The organism is Mesorhizobium sp. M7A.F.Ca.US.005.03.1.1 (assembly GCF_003997975.1).
Taxonomy (GTDB): Bacteria; Pseudomonadota; Alphaproteobacteria; order Rhizobiales; family Rhizobiaceae; genus Mesorhizobium; species Mesorhizobium ciceri.
Map to the genome: position 1 here is coordinate 32,646 of NZ_RZRO01000026.1, position 17,234 is coordinate 49,879.

At 63.0% G+C, this 17,234-nt stretch carries 17 protein-coding genes; 15 read left to right on the plus strand and 2 right to left on the minus strand.

The window, feature by feature from the left end:
- Positions 1-9: 9 nt before the first annotated feature.
- The 7 genes from EN990_RS13725 (at position 10) to EN990_RS13755 (ending at position 6,621) form a co-directional block, all read left to right on the plus strand.
- Complete coding sequence (locus EN990_RS13725; RefSeq protein WP_127368105.1) at positions 10-705, plus strand: aspartate/glutamate racemase family protein; 696 nt, start codon at positions 10-12, stop codon at positions 703-705.
- Positions 706-800: 95 nt separating this feature from the next.
- Complete coding sequence (locus EN990_RS13730) at positions 801-1,196, plus strand: DUF4345 family protein (RefSeq protein ID WP_013529034.1); 396 nt, start codon at positions 801-803, stop codon at positions 1,194-1,196.
- A gap of 246 nt (positions 1,197-1,442) precedes the next feature.
- Positions 1,443-2,003, plus strand: a complete 561-nt coding sequence (locus EN990_RS13735; RefSeq protein ID WP_013529035.1) for a F0F1 ATP synthase subunit delta — start codon at positions 1,443-1,445, stop codon at positions 2,001-2,003.
- On the plus strand, positions 2,003-3,532 hold the full coding sequence (gene atpA, locus EN990_RS13740; protein ID WP_013529036.1) for a F0F1 ATP synthase subunit alpha: 1,530 nt from the start codon (positions 2,003-2,005) through the stop codon (positions 3,530-3,532). The genes EN990_RS13735 and atpA overlap by 1 nt, the downstream gene beginning before the upstream one ends.
- A 32-nt stretch (positions 3,533-3,564) precedes the next feature.
- Complete coding sequence (locus EN990_RS13745) at positions 3,565-4,449, plus strand: F0F1 ATP synthase subunit gamma (protein ID WP_127368106.1); 885 nt, start codon at positions 3,565-3,567, stop codon at positions 4,447-4,449.
- A gap of 69 nt (positions 4,450-4,518) precedes the next feature.
- Positions 4,519-6,111 carry a F0F1 ATP synthase subunit beta gene (gene atpD, locus EN990_RS13750; RefSeq protein WP_024504228.1) on the plus strand — a complete coding sequence of 531 codons (1,593 nt, stop codon included), beginning with the start codon at positions 4,519-4,521 and terminating at the stop codon, positions 6,109-6,111.
- Positions 6,112-6,213: 102 nt separating this feature from the next.
- On the plus strand, positions 6,214-6,621 hold the full coding sequence (locus tag EN990_RS13755) for a F0F1 ATP synthase subunit epsilon (protein WP_013529039.1): 408 nt from the start codon (positions 6,214-6,216) through the stop codon (positions 6,619-6,621).
- Positions 6,622-6,672: 51 nt separating this feature from the next.
- On the opposite strand, the gene EN990_RS13760 is transcribed toward EN990_RS13755, so the two are convergent.
- A complete protein-coding gene (locus tag EN990_RS13760) occupies positions 6,673-8,193 on the minus strand; it encodes a mannitol dehydrogenase family protein (protein WP_127369162.1) in 1,521 nt (506 codons plus the stop codon).
- A gap of 95 nt (positions 8,194-8,288) precedes the next feature.
- Between EN990_RS13760 and uxaC the strand changes: the two genes are divergently transcribed.
- The 8 genes from uxaC to EN990_RS13800 all read left to right on the plus strand — a co-directional run bounded on the left by uxaC (position 8,289) and on the right by EN990_RS13800 (position 15,536).
- On the plus strand, positions 8,289-9,749 hold the full coding sequence (gene uxaC / locus EN990_RS13765; RefSeq protein WP_164753770.1) for a glucuronate isomerase: 1,461 nt from the start codon (positions 8,289-8,291) through the stop codon (positions 9,747-9,749).
- A 32-nt stretch (positions 9,750-9,781) separates the two neighbouring features.
- Positions 9,782-10,759 carry a TRAP transporter substrate-binding protein gene (locus EN990_RS13770; protein ID WP_024504231.1) on the plus strand — a complete coding sequence of 326 codons (978 nt, stop codon included), beginning with the start codon at positions 9,782-9,784 and terminating at the stop codon, positions 10,757-10,759.
- A gap of 59 nt (positions 10,760-10,818) precedes the next feature.
- Positions 10,819-11,346: a TRAP transporter small permease gene (locus EN990_RS13775; RefSeq protein ID WP_013529043.1), complete on the plus strand. Its 528-nt coding sequence runs from the start codon at positions 10,819-10,821 to the stop codon at positions 11,344-11,346.
- Complete coding sequence (locus EN990_RS13780) at positions 11,347-12,627, plus strand: TRAP transporter large permease (RefSeq protein WP_013529044.1); 1,281 nt, start codon at positions 11,347-11,349, stop codon at positions 12,625-12,627.
- Between the two features lie 104 nt (positions 12,628-12,731).
- Positions 12,732-13,505, plus strand: coding sequence for a FadR/GntR family transcriptional regulator (locus EN990_RS13785; RefSeq protein WP_024504234.1), 774 nt, complete (start codon positions 12,732-12,734; stop codon positions 13,503-13,505).
- A 22-nt stretch (positions 13,506-13,527) separates the two neighbouring features.
- On the plus strand, positions 13,528-14,379 hold the full coding sequence (kduI, locus tag EN990_RS13790) for a 5-dehydro-4-deoxy-D-glucuronate isomerase (RefSeq protein ID WP_013529046.1): 852 nt from the start codon (positions 13,528-13,530) through the stop codon (positions 14,377-14,379).
- Complete coding sequence (kduD, locus tag EN990_RS13795) at positions 14,376-15,134, plus strand: 2-dehydro-3-deoxy-D-gluconate 5-dehydrogenase KduD (protein WP_127368813.1); 759 nt, start codon at positions 14,376-14,378, stop codon at positions 15,132-15,134. The genes kduI and kduD overlap by 4 nt, the downstream gene beginning before the upstream one ends.
- 66 nt (positions 15,135-15,200) lie before the next feature.
- Positions 15,201-15,536, plus strand: coding sequence for a cupin domain-containing protein (locus tag EN990_RS13800; protein ID WP_063169447.1), 336 nt, complete (start codon positions 15,201-15,203; stop codon positions 15,534-15,536).
- Between the two features lie 271 nt (positions 15,537-15,807).
- Here EN990_RS13800 and EN990_RS13805 read toward each other — a convergent pair whose 3' ends face one another.
- On the minus strand, positions 15,808-17,229 hold the full coding sequence (locus tag EN990_RS13805) for a coniferyl aldehyde dehydrogenase (protein WP_127368812.1): 1,422 nt from the start codon (positions 17,227-17,229) through the stop codon (positions 15,808-15,810).
- Positions 17,230-17,234: the final 5 nt, after the last annotated feature.

Sequence of the window (17,234 nt, forward strand, 5' to 3'; positions counted from 1 at the left end):
GAAACTCATATGAAGACCCTTGGCCTGCTCGGCGGCATGAGCTGGGAATCGACCGCCATCTACTATCGCCTGCTCAACGAGATCGTGCGCGAACGGCTGGGTGGGCTGCATTCCGCGAAACTGCTTCTGTGGTCGTTCGACTTTGCCGAAATCGCCGAGCGGCAGCATCACGGCGATTGGGACGGTGCCGGCGTGCTCCTCGTAGAAGCGGCGCGCAAGCTTGAGACCGGCGGCGCGGAAGGTCTGCTTTTGTGCACCAACACCATGCACAAACTGGCCGATCAGGTGCAGGCGTCGGTGTCGATCCCGCTGATCCACATCGCCGATGCCACCGCAGTGGCGGTCAAGCGTGCCGGAATGCAGCGTCCGGCGCTGCTGGCGACGCGCTTCACCATGGAGCAGGATTTCTACAAAGGCCGGCTCGCTGACAGATTTGGCTTGGACCCGGTGGTGCCGGGTGCGGCCGGGCGCGACATGGTCCATCGCGTCATCTACGACGAGTTGTGCCAGGGCATGGTCAAGGAGACTTCAAAGGCGGCCTATATCGCCGAGACCGAACGCCTGCGCCGCGAAGAGGCGGCCGACAGCGTCATCATGGGCTGCACCGAGATCACCATGCTCATCGGCCAGCAGGATTTCGACATCCCGGTCTTCGACACGACGCGCATCCATGCCGAGGCGGCTGTGGAATTCGCGCTCGGTTGATGCGCGCTGCCTAAAGTACCTGGACCCATCTGGCGCGGGGGCTTTCCTCCGTTAGAATGCCCGGAATTTCAAAACAGGCATTTCGAGGGGACAAGATGGATTTTGCGCTTCCATGGCCGACGAGCCAGGGCGAATGGCTGGCGTGGTCGAGCGCCGTCTTCACGGTGCTGCTCGGGCTTTTGTTCTTCCTGGCGCCGGGTCTCGCCTTTCGTGCCCTGCGCCTGCAGGTCAAGCCAGAGAAGGCTGCGGCGATCGCCGAGGGGCGCGGCAGGATGTCGGGCTTTTATCTCGGTGTCGGCCTGTGCTGTATCCTGCTGGCGCAGCCGCTGATCTACATGGCGCTTGGCTTCTCCTGGCTGTTCACTGCCTTCGGCCGGCTGCTGTCGATGATGTCTGATGGCGCCAACACGCCTTTCAATTGGGTTTCCATTGTGCTGGAATTGGTCCTGGCGGCGTTGCCGCTCGCCTTCGCCTTCGGCTTTCTGCCCTGAATCGTTGGGTATTCCGCGATGGAAGACGGGCGACTTTCGCCGGATGCGACAATAGTGCCTGAAAACCATGCGGAACGACGCATTGCGGTCTTAAAATGCCTGTGCTAGACGGCAATCGACTTTCGGCCGGGGATAGCGGAAGCCGCGCCTCCGTGCTCGAAAAAATGCAGTAAGGTCAAAGATTTAGCCAGAGTTTTTGCTCGCGCCAACAATCTACGGCCTGTCAGACAAGAGAAAAGACGGTCCGTGGCTCAATCGTCATCGCCAATCTCAGGTGTCGCAGAACGCTATGCGGGTTCGCTGTTCGAACTCGCCCTGCAGGCAAATTCCGTGGCCAAGGTCGAAGCCGACCTCAACAGTTTCGAAATCATGCTCGCGGGCAGCGCTGATCTCACCCGGCTGATCAACAGCCCGGTGTTCTCCAGCGAGGACCAGGCGAAGGCCATCGCGGCGATCGCCGACAAGGCCGGGATCACCGGCCTTACCGGAAATTTCCTGCGTGTCGTCGCCCGCAACCGCCGGCTGTTCGCCATTCCCGGCATGATCAGGGCGTTCCGCCAGATATCAGCCGAACACCGTGGCGAGACCGCTGCTGAAGTGACGTCGGCTCACGCGCTGACGGCTGTCCAGCAGACCGAACTCAAGGCGGCGCTGAAGAGCGTTGCCGGCAAGGATGTGGCTATCTCCGTCACCGTCGATCCGTCGCTGCTCGGCGGGCTGGTGGTCAAGATGGGCTCGCGCCAGATCGATACGTCGCTCAAAACCAAACTCAATTCGCTCAAGCTTGCACTGAAAGAGGTCGGCTGATGGACATCCGCGCCGCGGAAATTTCCGCAATTCTGAAAGACCAGATCAAGAATTTCGGCAAGGAGGCCGAGGTCTCCGAAGTTGGACAGGTGCTGTCCGTCGGTGACGGTATCGCTCGTGTCTACGGCCTCGACAATGTCCAGGCCGGCGAGATGGTCGAATTCCCCGGCGGCATCCGCGGCATGGCGCTCAACCTCGAAGCCGACAATGTCGGCGTCGTCATCTTCGGCGCCGACCGCGACATCAAGGAAGGCGACATCGTCAAGCGCACCGGCGCCATCGTCGACGTTCCCGTCGGCCCAGGCCTGCTCGGCCGCGTCGTCGATGCGCTCGGCAATCCGATCGATGGCAAGGGTCCGATCAAGGCAGTCGAGCGCAAGCGCGTCGACGTCAAGGCGCCCGGCATCATTCCGCGCAAGTCGGTGAACGAGCCGATGTCGACCGGTCTCAAGGCCATCGATGCGCTGATCCCGGTCGGCCGCGGCCAGCGCGAGCTGGTCATCGGCGATCGCCAGACCGGCAAGACCGCCATCATCCTCGACACGATGCTCAACCAGAAGTCGGTGCACGACAACGGCCCCGAGAAGGAAAAGCTCTACTGCGTCTACGTCGCCGTCGGCCAGAAGCGCTCGACCGTCGCGCAGTTCGTCAAGGTGCTGGAAGAGCGCGGCGCGCTCGAATACTCGATCATCATCGCCGCCACCGCTTCCGACCCGGCGCCGATGCAGTTCCTGGCGCCGTTCGCCGGCTGCACCATGGGTGAATATTTCCGCGACAACGGCATGCACGCGCTGATCAGCTATGACGATCTGTCGAAGCAGGCCGTCGCCTATCGCCAGATGTCGCTGCTGCTGCGCCGCCCGCCGGGCCGCGAAGCCTATCCGGGCGACGTGTTCTACCTGCACTCGCGCCTGCTCGAGCGCGCCGCCAAGCTCAACGACGATCTGGGCGGCGGGTCGCTGACCGCTCTGCCGATCATCGAGACGCAGGCCAACGACGTGTCGGCCTACATCCCGACCAACGTGATCTCGATCACCGACGGCCAGATCTTCCTCGAAACCAACCTGTTCTTCCAGGGCATCCGTCCTGCGGTGAACGTCGGTCTATCGGTGTCGCGCGTCGGCTCGGCCGCGCAGATCAAGGCGATGAAGCAGGTTGCCGGCTCGATCAAGGGCGAGCTCGCGCAGTACCGCGAAATGGCGGCCTTCGCGCAGTTCGGCTCGGATCTCGACGCTGCCACGCAGCGCCTGCTCAACCGCGGATCGCGCCTGACCGAACTCCTGAAGCAGCCGCAGTTCTCGCCGCTGAAGACGGAAGAGCAGGTCGCGGTGATCTTCGCCGGCGTCAACGGTTATCTCGACAAGCTGCCGGTCAACCAGGTCGGCAAGTTCGAGCATGGCCTGCTCAGCCACATGCGTGCGGCCGGCAAGGACGTTCTCGACGCCATCCGCAAGGAAAAGGCACTGTCGGACGATCTGCGCGCCAAGCTGAAGGCCGAGATCGACGCTTTCGCCAAGACCTTCGCCTGAGCGAAGCGACAAGACGGGATCAGGTTTGAAGCATGCCTTCATTAAAAGACCTTCGTAACCGTATCGCCTCGGTCAAGGCGACGCAGAAGATCACCAAGGCGATGCAGATGGTCGCTGCGGCGAAGCTGCGCCGTGCGCAAGAGGCTGCGGAAGCGGCGCGCCCCTATTCGGAGCGCATGGGTTCCGTGCTGGCGAACATCACCCAGGCGATCGGCGGCGGTGGCGATGCCCCGGCGCTGATGACCGGCACCGGCAAGGATGATGTGCATCTGCTCGTCGTCTGCACCGCCGAGCGCGGCCTGTGCGGCGGCTTCAATTCGCAGATCGCCCGTCTTGCCCGCGACCACATCCGCAAGCTTTTGGCCGACGGCAAGCAGGTCAAGATCATCTGCGTCGGCAAGAAGGGTTTCGACATCCTGCGCCGCGACTACGCGTCGCTGATCATCGATCGCGTCGATCTGCGCGAGGTCAAGACACTCGGTTTCGTCAATGCCGATGCCATCGCCAAGAGGGTCATCCATCTCTTCAACGAGGGCGGCTTCGACATCTGCACGCTGTTCTATTCGCAGTTCAAGTCGGTGATCAGCCAAATCCCGACCGCGCAGCAGATCATTCCGGCGGGCGTTGCTTCGGCTCAGGCGGAAGTGACGGATGGCGGCAACGCTGTCTATGAATACGAACCGGAGCCGGGCGAAATCCTATCCGATCTCATTCCGCGCAACATCTCGGTGCAGCTTTTCCGGGCACTGCTCGAAAACGCGGCCGGCGAGATGGGCGCCAAGATGAGCGCCATGGACAATGCGACGCGCAACGCCGGCGAGATGATCAACAAACTGTCGATCACCTATAACCGCCAGCGGCAGGCGCAGATCACCAAGGAACTGATCGAAATCATTTCGGGCGCCGAGGCGCTCTAGGCGCGGTCCGCGGGTTTTTTGCCCGCGACCGGACCGCGTGAGAAACAAAGGACGAAAAGGGTAAAGACGATGGCGAAAGCAGCGACCCCCCAGAAGGCAGCCCCCAAGGCCGCAGCCGCGAAGGCAGCAGCCCCCGCGAAGGCGGCAAAGGCTCCAGCAGCAGCCGCGAAGGCGGCCCCGGCCAAGGCAGCAGCACCGGCGAAGACCGCAGCTGCCAAGACATCGGCAGTGGCCAGCAAGGCAACCGGCGTTGTCGGCAAGGTCCGCCAGGTCATCGGCGCCGTCGTCGACGTGCAGTTCGGCGATCACCTGCCGGCGATCCTGAACGCGCTCGAGACGACCAATGTCGGCAACCGTCTGGTGCTCGAAGTCGCCCAGCACCTGGGTGAAAACACCGTGCGCTGCATCGCCATGGACTCGACCGAAGGTCTGGTTCGCGGCCAGGAAGTGCGTGACACCGGCGCGCCGATCACCGTGCCGGTCGGCCCGGGCATGCTCGGCCGCATCATCAACGTCATCGGCGAGCCGGTCGACGAAGAAGGCCCGGTCGACGCGATCGAAATGCGCTCCATCCACCAGCCGGCTCCGACCTATGTCGAGCAGTCGACGGAAGCACAGATCCTGATCACCGGCATCAAGGTGCTCGACCTCTTGGCTCCCTACGCCAAGGGCGGCAAGATCGGCCTGTTCGGCGGCGCCGGCGTCGGCAAGACCGTGCTGATCCAGGAACTGATCAACAACATCGCCAAGGCGCATGGCGGCTATTCGGTGTTCGCCGGCGTCGGCGAGCGCACCCGCGAAGGCAACGATCTCTATCACGAGTTCATCGAATCCGGCGTCAACAAGAAGGGCGGCGGCGAAGGCTCCAAGGCCGCGCTCGTCTACGGCCAGATGAACGAGCCGCCGGGCGCGCGCGCCCGCGTCGGCCTGACTGGCCTGACGGTTGCGGAGTATTTCCGCGACCAGGGCCAGGACGTGTTGTTCTTCGTCGACAACATCTTCCGCTTCACGCAGGCTGGCTCGGAAGTGTCGGCTCTGCTCGGCCGTATTCCTTCGGCCGTGGGCTATCAGCCGACGCTCGCCACCGACATGGGCGCGCTGCAGGAACGCATCACCACCACCACCAAGGGCTCGATCACCTCCGTGCAGGCCATTTACGTGCCCGCCGACGACTTGACCGATCCGGCGCCGGCGACCTCGTTCGCCCACCTTGACGCGACGACGACGCTCAACCGCGCCATCGCCGAAAAGGGCATCTATCCGGCCGTCGATCCGCTGGATTCGACCTCGCGCATGCTCGACCCGCTGGTCGTCGGCGACGAGCATTATGGCGTCGCCCGCCAGGTGCAGTCGATCCTCCAGCGCTACAAGTCGCTGCAGGACATCATCGCCATCCTGGGCATGGACGAGCTGTCGGAAGAAGATAAGCAGACCGTGGCCCGCGCCCGCAAGATCGAGCGCTTCCTGTCGCAGCCCTTCTTCGTCGCCGAAGTGTTCACCGGCGCCCCGGGCAAGCTGGTCGACCTCGCCGACACCATCAAGGGCTTCAAGGGCCTCTGCAACGGCGACTACGATCACCTTCCGGAAGCTGCCTTCTACATGGTCGGCGGCATCGAGGAAGCGGTCGAGAAAGCACAGCGCCTCGCGGCTGAAGCGGCGTAATCAAGCGAATAGCGAATAGGGAGTAGCGAATAGGGAATATGGGCCGGCGAATTCTTCTTCTGACTACTCGCTGCTCGCTATTCGCTATTCGCTAAATTGATCATGGCTGAAGCTTTCAAGTTCGAACTGGTCTCGCCGGAGCGCCTGCTTGTTTCCGAGCAGGTTGAATCCGTCGTCATTCCGGGAGCCGAAGGCGAGATGACCGTGATGGCGCATCACGCGCCGGTCATGACGACGATCAAGCCGGGTGTCGTCACCGTAAAGACCGCAGCGGGCGGCGAAGAACGCTATGTGGTGTTCGGCGGCTTCGCCGACATCGTTCCGGCCGGCTGCACGCTGCTGGCGGAATCGGCTGTCGCGGTGAAGGATGTCGACCGCGCCGATCTCGCGCGCCGCATCCAGGAAGCCAAAGAAGACGCCACTGATGCCAAGGACGACGAGGCTCGCAGCAAGGCGGAACAGTTCCTTAGCCAGCTCACCACGCTGGAAGGCGCCATCCTGCCGGCTTGAAATTCGGTTCGATGAAAGAGTAAAAAGCGGGGCCTTGCCTCGCTTTTTTGTTTAAATGCCCAAGGCTGCGAAAGCCAATGTCGGGCCGTCTCGTCGCAGGTGGACGAGATGCACGGCCACGAGCTCGATCAAGGTCTGGCGCTCGGCATGGTCCCTGGCGAAGCCGGCGAGGTCGAACACCGCGGTCACGGTTTCGTTCGCCGGCAGTTGCTCGCCCAAAAGTGCCGTCAACGCCGCGTCGAGCGGATCCGTGAAATGGCCCTCCGGCAAGGTTTTTCCTCGTGCGGCGCAAGCAGCGATCCAGGCAGCCACCACCAACGTGAGATGGACCAGCTCGGTACCGGCTTCTAGACATTCGATGGCGGAAGCGACGATGCGCTGCGGCAATTTCTGGCTGCCGTCATTGGCGATCTGCGCCGTACGGTGGGCAAGTGCAGTGTTGGCAAAACGCTCAGCGAGCTCCGCGGTATAAGCGCTCGTGTCGAGCCCGGCATCCTCGGGCAGGGTCGGGATGGCTTCGGCCCACAATGCATCGACGAATTGCCGGATCGCCGGGTCGGCGAAGGCGCGGTCGACGGTGGCATGACCGCTGAGCAGGCCAAGATAGGCGATGGCCGAATGCGAGCCGTTGAGCAGCCTGAGCTTCATGTCCTCGAACGGGCCGACGTCGCGAACCATGGTGACGCCGAACTGTTCCCAGTCCGGGCGGCCCGCTGGGAAATTGTCTTCGACCACCCATTGGCAGAACGGCTCGGTCATGACAGGCCAAGCGTCCTCGGCACCGAGTTCTTCAGCGATCCGCGCCCGATCGGCATCGGTGGTTGCCGGCACGATGCGGTCGACCATGCTTGAAGGAAAGGCGACCTGATGGGCGATGTGATCGGCGATTCTAACGTCGCTCTTCACGCCATGCTTGGCATCGCGCAATTCGGCGAATTCGGTCAGCAGCCGATGCAGCGTGGCGCCGTTGGCCGGCAGATTGTCGCAACAGAGCACGGTAAAGGGCGGCGTGCCGGCGGCGCGTCGCCGGGCAAGCGCCTCGGTCAGGAAACCATGCGCTGTCTTCGGCATCTGCGGATTGGCCAGATCATGGGCGATATCGGGATGAGCAGCGTCCAATCCGCCGCCAGCCGCCCTCAGATAGGCCTTTTCGGTGATCGTAAGCGTGACGATGCGGGTGCGCGGATCGGTCAGCGCGGCCAGCACCGCGCTCGGATCCTCCGGCGCCACCAGCATCGCGGTAATCGAGCCGATGACCTGAAGTTTTTCGGTTCCACTGCTTCTGATCGCCAGCGTGTAGAGCCCATCCTGCGGCGTGAGTGCGTCGCGCGTGTCGGCGCTGCGCAGCGAAACGCCTGTTATGCTCCAATCCGTCTCGCCGGCCGCCAGGCAATCGTCGACATAGGCGGCCTGGTGGGCGCGATGGAAGGCGCCGACGCCAAGATGCACGATGCCCGGGACGATGCGGCTGCGGTCGTACGAAGGCGTCGCGATCGAAGCCGGCAGTGCGCGCACCGTCTTCGTGGAAAGGCGTTCGGTGGTCGTGGTGCGACTGGTCTGGTCGGATGACATGAGTGGCCTCGGCAGGGATCGGCAAAGCGGCGTAACATTCGATTTCCCGCCACACAATGGGCCGAAAAGTCATCATACAACAATCTAATTTTTGTATGTTGACATTATTTCTTGCCGCCCCTACCGATAGCGGCCCTGGGAGGATTGCCGTGCCACTGACCGATGCGGATTTGCTGTTTCCCGCCGAGGCGCATTCGCGCTCGGTTGCCCGCGATCTCTATGCCGGGATCAAGGACCTGCCCCTGGTCAGCCCGCATGGCCACACCGATCCGCGTTGGTATGCGCTGAACGAGCCGTTCCCGGATCCGGCGCAACTGCTCATCGTCCCGGACCACTACATCTTCCGCATGCTGTTCAGCCAAGGCGTCCGCCTTGAGGATCTCGGCGTGGCGACGCTGGACGGCGCGCCTGTCGAGACAGACGGCCGGACGATCTGGCGTCGTTTTGCCGAGCACTATTATCTGTTTCGGGGCACACCGACCCGGCTGTGGTTCGATCATGTGCTTGCCGATCTGTTCGGCATCGACGAGCCGCTGACCGCAGCGACCGCCGACCGCCACTACGACACCATCGCGACGCTGCTGCAGTGGGAGAATTTCCGCCCGCGCGCCCTGTTCGAGCGCTTCAACATCGAGGTCATCGCGACCACGGAAGGCGCGCTCGACGATCTCAAATGGCACCAGATGATCCGCGACAGCGGCTGGCAGGGCCGTGTGGTCACCGCTTATCGGCCGGATGCCGTCGTCGATCCCGACTTCGAGGGGTTTTCAACCAATCTCGACCGGCTCGGCGAGATCACCGGCTGCGACACCGGCAATTGGGCAGGCTATCTCGATGCGCATCGCCAGCGGCGCGCCTTCTTCAAAAGCTTCGGCGCGACCTCGTCCGACCATGGCCATCCGACGGCCGAGACCGCCAATCTTTCGGATGCTGCAGCGCAGGAGCTGTTCAATCGCGTTCGCCGTGGCTCCGACGACGAGCGCGAACGGAAACTGTTCCGCGCCCAGATGCTGACCGAGATGGCCAAGATGAGCCTCGACGACGGGCTGGTGCTGCAGATCCATCCCGGCTCCTGGCGCAATCATTCGTCGGCTGTTTTCCAAAAATTCGGCCGCGACAAGGGTTTCGATATCCCGACCCGGACCGACTATGTCACGGCGCTGAAGCCACTGCTCGACTGCGTCGGACTTGAGCGCGACCTCACAATCGTTCTCTTCACGCTCGACGAAACAAGCTATGCGCGCGAACTGGCGCCACTTGCCGGTGTCTACCCGGCGCTGAAGCTCGGGCCGGCCTGGTGGTTCCACGACAGCCCGGAAGGCATGCGGCGCTTCCGCGAGATGACCACCGAGACCGCCGGCTTCTACAACACCGTCGGCTTCAACGATGACACCCGTGCCTTTCCCTCGATCCCGGCGCGCCACGATGTGGCGCGGCGGGTCGACTGCGCGTTCCTGGCGCGTCTCGTCGCCGAGCATCGGCTGCGCGAGGACGAGGCGCATGAGCTGGCGCGCGAGCTTGCCTATACACTTGCGAAAAAGGCCTACCGGCTCTGAGCCGGGCGTTTTGGTTTCATAGGGAGGAAGTCATGTTGCATCTTTCGAAATTGACGGCAGTAACATTCGTTTTCGGCTCGTTGCTGGTCGGCATCGCCAACGCCGAAACCGTGCTGCGGTCGTCCGATACCCATCCCGACGGCTATCCAACCGTCGAAGCGGTCAAATATATGGGCGAGCTGATCAAGCAGCGCACCAATGGCCGCTATTCGGTCGAGGTCTATCATTCGGCGCAGCTCGGCGAGGAGAAGGACACGATCGAGCAGACGCAGACCGGCGTCATCGATCTCAACCGCGTCTCCATGGGGCCGTTCAACGGCATCGTTCCACAGACCGCGGTGCCGTCGCTGCCCTACATGTTCCGCTCGGTCGAGCATATGCGCCATGTCATGGACGGGCCGATCGGGGACGAGATCCTGAAAGCTTTTGAGACTCACGACCTTGTCGGTCTCGCCTTCTACGATTCCGGGGCACGCTCCTTCTACAACACCAAGAAGGACATCACCTCGATGGCCGACATGAAGGGCATGAAGTTCCGCGTCATCCAATCCGACGTGTTCGTCGACATGGTCAATGCGTTGGGCGCCAACGCCACGCCGATGGCCTATGGCGAGGTCTATTCGGCTTTGCAGACAGGCGTCATCGACGGCGCCGAGAACAACTGGCCGAGCTTCGAATCCGCCAAGCATTTCGAGGTCGCCAAGCATTACACGCTCGACCAGCACCAGATCGTGCCCGAGGTTCTGGTGATGTCGAAGGCGAGCTGGGACAAGCTCGCCCCGGAAGACCAGGCGATCGTGCGGCAGGCGGCCAAGGACAGCGTCGTCAAGATGCGTGAATTGTGGGACGCGCAGGAGAAGAAGTCCCGCGACATCGTCGAGAAAGCCGGCGTCAAGGTCAGTGAGATCGACAAGCAGCCGCTGATCGATGCGATGAAGCCCGTCTACGAGAAATATCTCTCGACCCCCGAGTTGAAAGATCTCGCCGCGCGCATCCAGGCGACCAAATAATCCGTTCGCGGCAATGGTGGCGCGAGCTTGCGCGCCACCGTCCAGGGGGAAGCGCGCATATGAAACCATTCTGGCTGGCAATAGAACGGCTGCTGTCACGGCTGGCGAGGCTTGCGCTGTGGGTCAGCGGCATCGGCCTGACGCTGATGACGGTGATCATCTTCTGGCAGGTGTTCTCACGCTATGTGCTCAACAGTTCGCCAAGCTGGACGGAACCCTTCTCGGTGATTTTGATGGGGTGGTTCATCTTTTTGGGCGCGGCCGTCGGTGTCCGCGAACGCACGCATCTGGGCTTCGATGTGCTGCTCTATTTCCTGCCGCCCGCCGCAAAGGCGGTACTGCGCAGCATTTCGGATGTCGTCGTGCTCGCCTTCGGTCTCGGCATGATCGTCTACGGCGCCCAGCTCACCCGGCTGACATGGAACACGGTGATGCCGTCTCTCGCTTTCCCGGGCGGCGTCAGTTTCCTGCCGGTCATCCTGGGCGGCGCGCTTGTCTGCCTGTTTTCGCTCGAGCGGCTTGCCGGGCGGTTTGCCGGACTGCCGGTCGATGCCGATCAGTACGCCACGGGCGAGGAGGGTCTTTAGATGGCATTGACGGTTCTGTTCGGCACCTTCGTCTTTCTTCTGATCATCGGCACACCGATCGCCTTCTGCCTCGGTGTCGCCAGCTTCGCCACGGTTCTGGTGCTGGGGCTGCCGCCGCTGGTGGTGTTCCAGCGCCTCAACTCCGGTGTCAGCGTGTTTTCGCTGATGGCCATCCCGTTCTTCATCTTCGCCGGTGACCTGATGGTGCGCGGCGGCATTGCCGCTCGCCTTGTTGCGCTCGCCGGGGCGTTGGTCGGCCACCTGAGAGGCGGGCTCGGCCAGGTCAACATCGCCGCCTCGACCATGTTCGGCGGCATTTCCGGCTCGGCGGTGGCCGATGCCTCGGCGGTCGGCGGGCTGATGATCCCGCAGATGAAGGCGCGCGGCTACGGCGTCGATTATGCTGTCAACATCACTTCGGTCGGCGCCATCATTGCGCTGCTGATACCGCCTTCGCACAACATGATCATTTATTCGATTTCGGCCGGCGGCCGGATCTCGATCGCCGATCTGTTCACCGCCGGCATCATACCGGGCCTGCTGCTGGCGCTATCTCTGATGGTCACGGCCTATTGGGTCGCCAGCCGCCGCGCCTATCCGACCGAGCCGTTCGCCGGCTTCGGCAGGGCGCTGCAATTGCTCGTTGCCGCAATTCCCGGGCTGATCCTGATCGGCATCATCTTCGGCGGCGTTCGCTCCGGCGTCTTCACCGCCACCGAAAGCTCCTGCATCGCCATCGTCTATGCTTTCCTGGTGACCCTGCTGATCTATCGCTCCATGAGCTGGAACGACTTCGTCACCGCGACCACCGCTGCCGTGCGCACAACCGCAATGGTGCTGATGATCATCGGCTGCGCCGCCGCCTTTGGCTGGCTGCTGGCCTATCTCCGGGTGCCGGCCGCTCTGGTCGCCTTCCTGCAGTCGGTATCCGACAACAAGCTGGTCATCCTGCTGTTGATCAACGTCGTGCTTCTCATCCTCGGCACGTTCATGGACATGTCGCCGCTGATCATCATCACCACGCCGATCTTCCTGCCGGTGGTCATGGCCTACGGCGTCGATCCGGTGCATTTCGGCGTGATCCTCATTCTCAATCTCGGCATCGGCTTGTGCACACCGCCGGTGGGGGCAGTGCTGTTCGTCAGCTGTGCGATCGGCCGGATCCCGATCTGGACGGCGATGCGTTCGATCTGGCCATTCTATGGGGCGGCTTTCGCTGTGTTGATGCTTGTCACCTACGTGCCGGAAATTTCGTTGTGGTTGCCGCACCTGTTCCACTAGAGCAGTTCACGGGAACGGCGAACTGCTCTAACCCTTTGTTTTGACGCAATTCCGGACGGAAACCGTTTCACATTTTTCCTGGAATTGCTTTAGGAGACCATTACGTGTCCGCTGCATCCGCCGATCTCAGGGTCGAGAGAAAACCCAAGCTGTCGGAGACCGTCGTTGCGGCGATCCGCAAGCAGCTGCAGGCGGGCGAAATCCTGCCTGGCCACAAATTGCCAACCGAGGGCCAGCTGACCGAGACCTTCGGCGTCAGCCGCACCGTCATCCGCGAGGCGCTGGCCAAGCTTGCCGCCGACGGCCTGGTCGAGTCGCGTCAAGGCGCCGGCGTCTTCGTCACCGAGCATATCTCGACGATGTTCGGAGCGCTTGCCGCCGACATGGGAGCCAAGGATTCGATCGCGCTCAACGTGCTCGAGGTACGCCTGGCAATCGAGATCGAGTCGGCCGGGATCGCCGCTATTCGCCGCAACGCCGCGCAGGAGGCGGCGATCCAGGAAGCCTTCTTCGAATTCGAGCGGCTGCTGCTTGCCAGCGAGCCGACCGGCCCGGCCGACCTCGCCTTCCACCGCGCCATCGCCAGCGCGACCAACAACCCGTTCTATGTCGAGATGCTCGACGTGCTCGGCCGGCGCGCCATTCCGTGCGACGTGACCTCGCCCTGGTCGACCGAACTGGCGCAATCCGACAGCTACCAGCGCGGGCTGCAGCGCGAACATCTGGTGATCCTCAATGCGATCACATCGGGCGATGCCGAAGCGGCGCGCGAGGCAATGCGCGCGCACCTCACAGCCAGCCAGCAGCGCTACCGCGAGCGCCTGCATGCGCGTCAGGCTTTCTATGCCAGTTCGGTCAGGGCCGCCGCCGGCGAATGACCCATTTCAAGTCAGGACGAAAATGAGCCAGAGCCATACCGATTACACATCCCGCTTTGCCATAGACCCGGTTGCCGCCGCGGCGATGGGAACCGATGAACTCCGTCACAATTTCCACATTGACGGCCTGTTCCAGTCCGGCCGCATCAGCCTGACCTACACCCACTACGACCGCATGATCGTCGGCGGCGCCGTGCCGATAGGCTCGCCGCTCCAACTGGAGGCGATCAAGCCGACCGGCACCAAAGGTTTCCTCGACCGGCGCGAGTTGATCGCCGTCAACATCGGTGGCGTGGGCGTCATCACGACCGGCGGCCAGTCCTTCGAATTGCAGGCGCGCGACATGCTCTATCTCGGCATGGGCACACAGGATGTGTCCTTCGCCTCAGCGGACGAGGGGGCGCCGGCGAAGTTCTATCTGCTCAGCGCGCCGGCGCATCTGGCTCATCCCAGCCGGCTGATCCGCATCGGCGATGCAAAGCGCCTCGATCTTGGCAGCAAGGATGCCTGCAACGAGCGTTCGATCTTCCAGTTCATCCATGCCGATGGCGCAAAGACCTGCCAGCTGGTGGTCGGTATGACCCAGCTGGCGCCGGGCTCTATCTGGAACACCATGCCTTGCCATGTGCATGACCGGCGCATGGAGGCCTATCTCTATTTCGACCTGGCCGAGACGGCGCGCGTCTTCCACTTCATGGGCGAGCCGGACGAAACGCGCCATATCGTCATGGGCAACGAAGAGGCCGTGCTGTCGCCGGGCTGGTCGATCCACTCCGGCGCCGGCACTTCCAATTATGCGTTCATCTGGGCGATGGCCGGCGACAATGTCGACTACACCGATGTCGACCCGGTGGCGTTGGGCGATCTGCGGTGAGCGACCCCTTCAGCCTTGCCGGAAAACGTATCCTGGTCACCGGCGCCAACACCGGCATCGGCCAGGGCATCGCCGTATCGATCGCACGCGCCGGCGGCACGGTGATCGGCGTCGGCCGCTCGTCGATGGACGATACGGCAAGAAAAATCGCAACGATGGGCGGGCAATTCGAGGCGGTGAGCGCCGATCTTGCCGACACGTCAGCCGCCGGCCCCTTGCTCGACCGCGTCTGGGACGAAAGCGGCCCGCTCGACGGGCTGGTCAACAATGCCGGCATCATCCGGCGCGCCGATGCCGTCGATCTCAGCGAGGCCGATTGGGACGACGTCATGGATGTCAATCTGAAGGCGGTTTTTTTGCTCTGCCAAAGCTTTGCCAGGCGTGCCTTGGCCGCTGAGCGGAAAGGCAAGATCGTCAACATTGCCTCGGTGCTGAGCTTTCAGGGCGGCATTCGCGTGGCGTCCTACACCGCCTCGAAGCATGGCGTGCTGGGCATCACCCGGCTGCTTGCCTGCGAATGGGCGCAAAAAGGCATCAACGTCAACGCTATCGCGCCAGGCTATATCGAAACCAACAACACGCAGGCGCTGCGCGCCGATCCCGACCGCAGCGCCGCCATCCTGGCGCGCATCCCGGCCGGTCGCTGGGGCGAGGCGGGCGACATTGGCGATGCCGCCGTCTTCCTGCTGGCGCCGGCGTCCAACTACATGCATGGCGCGGTGGTGCCGGTGGATGGTGGCTGGCTGGCACGCTAGGTTTTGACGCAATTCCGAACGGAAACCGTTTCACACTTTTCCTGGAATTGCGCTGAGGAGACGACGATGACCGCAAAGATCTTCGCGCATGCCGGCGAGGGCGCCTGGACGGCGACACCGGACGGCAACAGGCGCCGCATTCTCCTGCACACTGACGAGTTGATGCTGGTCGAATTCGGCTTCGACAAGGGTGGCGTCGGCGCCCTGCATTCGCACCCGCACGTCCAGGCAAGCTATGTCGCCGAGGGCCGCTTCGAGGTGACCATCGACGGCCGGAGCGAGATCGTTGGGACGGGCGGGAGTTTCATCGTGCCGTCGGGCCTGGTGCACGGGGTCAAGGCGCTCGAAGCGGGGCGGCTGGTCGACAGCTTTGCGCCGCACCGGGCCGATTTCCTCGGCTAGAGCATTTCACCGTTTCACGGAAACGGCGAGCTGCTCTAACTCTTTGTTTTGACGCAATTCTAGACGGAAAACCGCTTCACACTTTTCCTGGAATTGCTCTAACGAGGGGTAAGAGATCGAGCGGGAATGACCCGCACCCCAGAAAGAGGCGCGGGTCTGTTGCCTGGGCGCTTGTGGCGCCGCGGTACTCAAGACATCACCGCAGGATGAGGACCCTGCCGCACCGTGGTGAAGATAGTCTTAATGCACCGGGGCTGCGTAGCTCGGTCGGTCAGGTGATGTGACGCAGGAGGCTGAAAAGCCGTTCGAACGTCTTGCCGTAGGGCGGGCGCAGCAGGCTTCCCGCGCTCAGCCGCGACTGCATGAAAACCGGTTTCTCCTTGCTGAAGGTGCGAAATCCCCATTCGCCGTGATAGGCGCCCATGCCGCTGGCGCCGACGCCGCCGAAGGGCTGGTTTTCCTGTACCAGATGCAGCATGCAGTCGTTGACGGTGACGCCGCCGGCAATTGTCTCGTGCAGGATGCGTTGACGGTTGCCGCTGTCGCGGCCGAACCAGTAGAGTGCCAGCGGGCGGTCGGCCCCGTTCACATGGGCGATCGCCTCGTCGATCCCGGTGTATTCTACGATGGGCAGCACCGGCCCAAAGATCTCTTCGCGCATCAGCCGCAGGTTTGCGCCGGCATTGCGGACCAGGGTCGGCAGCAACTTCCGGCTGTTGGCGTCAAGTTCCTCGCCGGCCGGGTTGATTTCGGTGACGTCGGCGCCGGCGTCACGCGCTTCAGTGACCATGTCGCGCAGGCGCCGGTGGTGCCGATCGCTGATGATGGCGGTATAATCGGGGTTGTCGCGCAGGGTCGGGTAGAGCTTCGCGATCGCCGTTGCGAGCCTGGCAGCGACCGTGCCTGCTTGCCCCTTCGGCACCAGAAGATAATCCGGCGCGATACAGGTCTGCCCGGCATTCAACAGCTTGCCGTAGGCAATGCTGGATACTGCCGCGTCGAGGTCGCATGACGGATCGAAGATTGCCGGCGACTTGCCGCCGAGTTCGAGCGTGACCGGGGTCAGGTTGGCGGCCGCGGCGATCGCGACCTGGCGTCCGACCGCGGTCGAGCCGGTGAACAGCAAATGATCGAAAGGCATCGATACGAAGGCCTTTCCCATCTCCGCGTCGCCGCTGATGACGCTGAGCTCATCGGGTGCGAAATGCTCGGCAACGAGTTTGGCCAGCAACGCCGAAAAAGCCGGCGTCAATTCGGAAGGTTTTATGAGCACGCGGTTGCCGGCGGCAAGGGCGGCGGTCACCGGCGCGACGGCGAGCTGGAAAGGATAATTCCAGGGCGACACGATGCCGATGACACCGAGCGGCTGCGGGATGAGGCGATTTCTGCCGGGCAGGAACGGCATGGTGGTGGCAACGCGGCGTTCGCGCATCCAGCCCCTGAGGTGCGACAGCGCGTGGCGGATGCCGGCACGTACGACGAACAGTTCCGCAAGACGCGTCTCATGCGCGGAACGGCCGCCAAAGTCGGTGTCGATGGCGGTGCAGATGTCGGCTCCATGCCGCTCGGTCAGCGCGAGCAGGCGTTTGAGGCGATCCTTGCGAACGTCAAAGTTGGGGAAAGGCTGCGCCTCGAAGGCGGCGCGCTGCAGGTGGAACCGCTCGCCGAGAACATTCTGTCTGGTCTGCAGCATCACGC

Excerpts from the sequence above, each read along its gene's own strand:
- EN990_RS13800 (WP_063169447.1), top strand. The coding sequence starts at position 15,201 with ATGACCGCAAAGATCTTCGCGCATGCCGGCGAGGGCGCCTGGACGGCG.
- EN990_RS13805 (WP_127368812.1), bottom strand. The coding sequence starts at position 17,229 with ATGCTGCAGACCAGACAGAATGTTCTCGGCGAGCGGTTCCACCTGCAG.
- EN990_RS13770 (WP_024504231.1), top strand. The coding sequence starts at position 9,782 with ATGTTGCATCTTTCGAAATTGACGGCAGTAACATTCGTTTTCGGCTCG.
- EN990_RS13725 (WP_127368105.1), top strand. The coding sequence starts at position 10 with ATGAAGACCCTTGGCCTGCTCGGCGGCATGAGCTGGGAATCGACCGCC.
- EN990_RS13780 (WP_013529044.1), top strand. The coding sequence starts at position 11,347 with ATGGCATTGACGGTTCTGTTCGGCACCTTCGTCTTTCTTCTGATCATC.
- uxaC (WP_164753770.1), top strand. The coding sequence starts at position 8,289 with ATGTTGACATTATTTCTTGCCGCCCCTACCGATAGCGGCCCTGGGAGG.
- atpA (WP_013529036.1), top strand. The coding sequence starts at position 2,003 with ATGGACATCCGCGCCGCGGAAATTTCCGCAATTCTGAAAGACCAGATC.
- kduI (WP_013529046.1), top strand. The coding sequence starts at position 13,528 with ATGAGCCAGAGCCATACCGATTACACATCCCGCTTTGCCATAGACCCG.
- EN990_RS13755 (WP_013529039.1), top strand. The coding sequence starts at position 6,214 with ATGGCTGAAGCTTTCAAGTTCGAACTGGTCTCGCCGGAGCGCCTGCTT.
- atpD (WP_024504228.1), top strand. The coding sequence starts at position 4,519 with ATGGCGAAAGCAGCGACCCCCCAGAAGGCAGCCCCCAAGGCCGCAGCC.
- EN990_RS13730 (WP_013529034.1), top strand. The coding sequence starts at position 801 with ATGGATTTTGCGCTTCCATGGCCGACGAGCCAGGGCGAATGGCTGGCG.
- EN990_RS13760 (WP_127369162.1), bottom strand. The coding sequence starts at position 8,193 with ATGTCATCCGACCAGACCAGTCGCACCACGACCACCGAACGCCTTTCC.
- EN990_RS13745 (WP_127368106.1), top strand. The coding sequence starts at position 3,565 with ATGCCTTCATTAAAAGACCTTCGTAACCGTATCGCCTCGGTCAAGGCG.
- EN990_RS13775 (WP_013529043.1), top strand. The coding sequence starts at position 10,819 with ATGAAACCATTCTGGCTGGCAATAGAACGGCTGCTGTCACGGCTGGCG.